Source organism: Meiothermus sp. (assembly GCF_025056915.1).
Classification (GTDB): domain Bacteria; phylum Deinococcota; class Deinococci; order Deinococcales; family Thermaceae; genus Meiothermus.
Genome location: NZ_JANWVH010000137.1, coordinates 1 through 3,535 on the forward strand (window position 1 = coordinate 1; position 3,535 = coordinate 3,535).

At 68.0% G+C, this 3,535-nt stretch carries 2 protein-coding genes and 1 pseudogene; all 3 read left to right on the forward strand.

Going from position 1 to position 3,535, the window contains the following annotated elements:
* Positions 1-1,123, forward strand: a 1,123-nt coding sequence (locus NZN28_RS14030; protein WP_295399196.1) for an esterase-like activity of phytase family protein, incomplete at its 5' end; no start/stop codon positions are given.
* Between the two features lie 84 nt (positions 1,124-1,207).
* Positions 1,208-2,431, forward strand: coding sequence for an L-2-hydroxyglutarate oxidase (lhgO, locus tag NZN28_RS14035; protein WP_295399199.1), 1,224 nt, complete (start codon positions 1,208-1,210; stop codon positions 2,429-2,431).
* A gap of 58 nt (positions 2,432-2,489) precedes the next feature.
* Positions 2,490-3,535: pseudogene (locus NZN28_RS14040) on the forward strand (phosphoglucomutase, alpha-D-glucose phosphate-specific); the annotation flags it as partial.

The window sequence follows — 3,535 nt, forward strand, 5'->3', positions numbered from 1 at the left end:
CCGTGAGACCCCCGGTTTCCGCGCGGAGCGGCCCCCCTTCTCGAGCCAGCCGGTGCAGGGTTTCAGCGCCGTCCAGTTTGGCCCCCAGCCAGGGAGCTACTGGGTGCTTTCCGACAACGGCTTCGGCTCCAAGGCCAACAGCCCCGACTACCTGCTTAGGCTCTACCTGGTCACCCCCCAGCCCCGCACCGCCCAGGGCGGCCCCGGCAGGGTGCAGGTGAACCGCTTCATCCAGCTCCGCGACCCCAACCGGCTGATACCCTTCCCCATCCTGAACGAGAACACCCCCGAGCGGCTCCTCACCGGCTTCGACTTCGACCCCGAGTCCTTCGTCTTCACCGCCGACGGCACCCTCTGGGTGGGCGACGAGTTCGGCCCCTACCTGCTGCACTTCGACGCCAACGGGGTGCTGCTCGACCCTCCCTTCGCCACCCCGGACTTCGGCGCCGGCAAGGACCCCAGCAAGGACTTTGTGCGGGCGCCGCAGAACCACGCCCTCATCATGAACCCGGTGGCCCCCGGCCAGCCCAGCCCGGCCAACCTGCCCACCTCCCGTGGCTTTGAGGGCATGACCACCAACCCCGCCCGCACCAAGATTTACGCCATGCTCGAGGGCACCGTCTCGGGCGACCCCGCGGGCACCGTGCGCCTGATGGAGTTCGACCCCCAGGCCAAGCGCTGGGTGGGCCTCCTAGGCCGCTACCAGTTCGACGACCCCAGCCACGCCATCGGCGAGCTGGCCGTGGTCAACGAGAACGAGTACCTGGTCATCGAGCGGGATGGCCGCCAGGGGGCCGAGGCCCGCTTCAAGCGCATCTACAAGATCGACCTCACCAAGCGCGATGCCAACGGTATCTTCACCAAGGAGCTGGTGGCCGACCTCCTGAACATCGCCGACCCCCGCGGCCTGGCCCCCAGCACCCAGGGCGGGGTCTTCCGCTTCCCCTACCTCACCATCGAGGCGGTGCTGGTGCTTGACCCCAACACCCTGCTGGTCACCAACGACAACAACTACCCCGCCACCGGGGGCCGGGGCGCCGAGGTGAAGGACGCCAACGAGTTCATCTGGCTGCGCCTGCCCACAGCCCTGCGGCTCGCTCCCGGGGTGGGCCAGCCGCGCTAGACTTTTCGCCATGGGCCGGGGCTCCCGCCCCGGCCTGCGCGTTTGCACCGGGCTGCCTTAGGGATACCCTTAGAATGAGGCCCGATGAAGACCTGTGACTACCTGGTGATTGGGGCCGGCATCGTGGGGCTTAGCTTGGCGCTGGAACTCAAACGGCGCAATCCCGGCGCGCGCATCCTCGTGCTGGAGAAGGAGCGGGAGCTGGCCCAGCACGGCTCCGGGCGCAACTCGGGGGTGCTCCACGCGGGGTTCTACTACACTGCCGACTCCCTCAAAGCCCGCTTTACCCGCGAGGGCAATGCCCGCTGGAAGCGCTTTATCGAGGAGCGCGGCCTCAGGATCAACCGCTGCGGCAAGCTGGTGGTGGCCAAGAACGAGCAGGAGGTGGAGGGCCTGCGCGAGCTCAAGCGGCGCGGCGACCTCAACGGGGTGGAGACCCACCTGATCTCGCTGGAGGAGGCCAGGCGCATCGAGCCCAGGGTCAAGTCGGTGGAGCTGGTCCTCTGGTCTCCCCACACCGCCACCGTAGACCCCAAGGAGTGCATGGCTGCGGTGGCGGAGGAGTGCCGCGCGCAGGGAATCGAGATTCTTCTGGGTACGCCCTACCGGGCCCGGCGCGGCTCCGACATCCTTACCCCTAAGGAGGTCTTCAGCGCTGGCTTTGTGGTGAATGCGGCAGGGCTTTATGCCGACAGGATAGCCCACGACTTCGGCTTGGGCCTGCGCTACCGCATCCTGCCCTTCAAGGGGCTCTACCTCTACGGCAGCGAGCCCAAAGGAGCCCTGCGCACCAACATCTACCCCGTGCCCGACCTGCGCAACCCCTTTTTGGGGGTGCACTTCACCGTCACGGTGGAGGGCCAGGTCAAGATTGGTCCTACCGCCATCCCCGCCTTCTGGCGGGAGCACTACCAGGGGCTGCAGGGCTTCAATCTGCGCGAGGCGCTTTCCATCGTGTGGGACGAGGCCCTCCTGTTCCTGCGCAACGACTTCAACTTCCGCACGCTGGCCCTGGAGGAGGTCAAGAAGTACGCCCAGCCCTACCTGGTTGCCCAGGCCTCGGCCCTTCTGGAGGGGGTGCGGCGGGAGAACTTCCGCACCTGGGGCCGCCCCGGTATCCGCGCCCAGCTCTATGACCATCAGGCCAGGCGGCTGGTGATGGACTTCACCCTGGAGGGCAATGCCGAGGGCCTGCACGTGCTCAACGCCGTCTCTCCCGCCTGGACCGCGGCCATGCCCTTCGCCGAGTACCTAGCCGACCAGATCGAAAGCCTGCACAAGGGCCGGGAGCTCTCGCTCCAGGGCTAGGCGCCTCGCCAGGGGCGCCCGGTTGCCCAGCCTGCCGACCCTGCCCTAGACTCCCCTTATGAGCCCGCATCCTCTGGCGGGAAAGCCCGCGCCTTACGACGCCCTGCCCAACATTCCCCGCCTGGTGAGCCGCTACTACGCCCTGCGGCCCGACCCAACCGACCCCGCCCAGCAGGTGGTCTTCGGCACCAGCGGGCACCGGGGGAGTTCGCTTGCCGGCACCTTCAACGAGGCTCACATCCTGGCCATCGCCCAGGCCGTGGCCGAGTACCGAAAATCCCAGGGCATCAGCGGACCGCTGTTCCTGGGGATGGATACCCACGCCCTCTCCGAGCCCGCCTGGGTGAGCGCGGTGGAGGTGCTCGCGGCCAACGGGGTAGAGCTCAGGGTGGCGGAGGGGCGGGGCTACACCCCAACCCCCCTCATCTCCCACGCCATTTTGGAGCACAACCGCGGCCGCCGCGAGGGCCTGGCCGATGGCATCGTCATCACCCCGAGCCACAATCCCCCCCAGGACGGAGGCTTCAAGTACAATCCCCCGCACGGCGGCCCGGCGGATACCCGGGTGACCCAGGCGGTGCAGGCCCGGGCCAACCAGATTCTTCTGAACGGGCTGGCCGAGGTCAGGCGCTGGCCCCTGCCCAAAGCCCTCCAGGCGGCAAAGCCCTTCGACTTCGTGACCCCTTATGTGCGGCAGCTCGCGCGCACCGTGGATATGGAGGCCATCCGGGCGGCCGGGGTGCGCATAGGGGTAGACCCCCTGGGCGGGGCTGCCCTGGAGGTCTGGCAGCGCATCGCCGAGGAGTATGGGCTCGAGCTGAGCGTGGTCAACGAGCGCATCGACCCCAGCTTCGCCTTCATGACGCTGGATAGGGATGGCAAGATCCGCATGGACTGCTCCTCGCCCTATGCTATGGCCCCCCTCCTCGAGCTGAAGGGGCGCTTCGACCTGGCCATCGGCAACGACCCCGATGCCGACCGGCACGGCATCGTGACCCAGGAGGGGCTGATGAACCCCAACCATTACCTGGCCGTCTGCGTGAACTACCTCTTCCAGCACCGCCCGGCCTGGCGGCCGGAGACCGCTGTGGGAAAGACCCTGGT

Coding starts and splice junctions, on each gene's coding strand:
- lhgO (WP_295399199.1), top strand. CDS start 1,208: ATGAAGACCTGTGACTACCTGGTGATTGGGGCCGGCATCGTGGGGCTT.